At 28.4% G+C, this 756-nt stretch carries 1 pseudogene; it reads right to left on the bottom strand.

What is annotated here, in order from left to right:
* Positions 1-442 (bottom strand): annotated as a pseudogene (locus CLTEP_RS14100) (transposase); the annotation flags it as partial.
* Positions 443-756: the final 314 nt, after the last annotated feature.

The following is a 756-nucleotide window of genomic DNA, read 5'->3' on the forward strand; positions in this document are numbered from 1 at the left end:
TTTTATCAACTCTTGTAAGACATTTATCACAACATTTTTTTGTGCTTTCAAATAGCTCTACACCATCTATTGCAACAACCTTTAACCCATCTATAGTACCACCTCTAAAAACCTTATTTTTTATAGTAGTTTTAATTATATGACTATGAATTCCTTTTAATCCATCTAAATCAAAACCACTGAAACACCGCCTGACAGAGTCAATGCGTGGAGTTCTAGTTTTTTTAGGTAACACTTTTTTAAATTTACCTTTTTCAAGCCAATGGTCTAATCTATTGAAACTTCTTATTTGAAGCATAAATCCAAATAAAACAATAAAAGCAATTGTTGAAATTTTTACTTCTGATTTTACTCTTTTATCTTTTAAGGTATTGATTTTTTCACCTATATGGTATACCTTATTAGTATAGGTGAGTAATTGTTTCAAATAACTCTTGCTCATTTTATCAGCATCCTTTTTGTGTGAATTTCTAAACAAAACTATTATAAAAAGGATGCTTTTATTTTGCAACTTTTTTCTCTATAATTTCCAGTAAAAATCGGAAAATCTCATATTTCCACTGATTATTCTTAAATTCTTATAAATCAATGGGCTACCAACCTAAAAAATTTTTAAGTGCTAAACTTCTGTAAAATACAGATACCTACATCTAGCCTTGTAAGTTTTTCATTTTAAACTGAAAAATTCAGTGCCATATACTAAGAGAGGATACGTCAAAACAACGTATCACAGATAATTTAAGGAGAACCCAAGAA

Source organism: Clostridium tepidiprofundi DSM 19306 (genome assembly GCF_001594005.1).
Classification (GTDB): Bacteria; Bacillota; Clostridia; order Clostridiales; family Clostridiaceae; genus Clostridium_AC; species Clostridium_AC tepidiprofundi.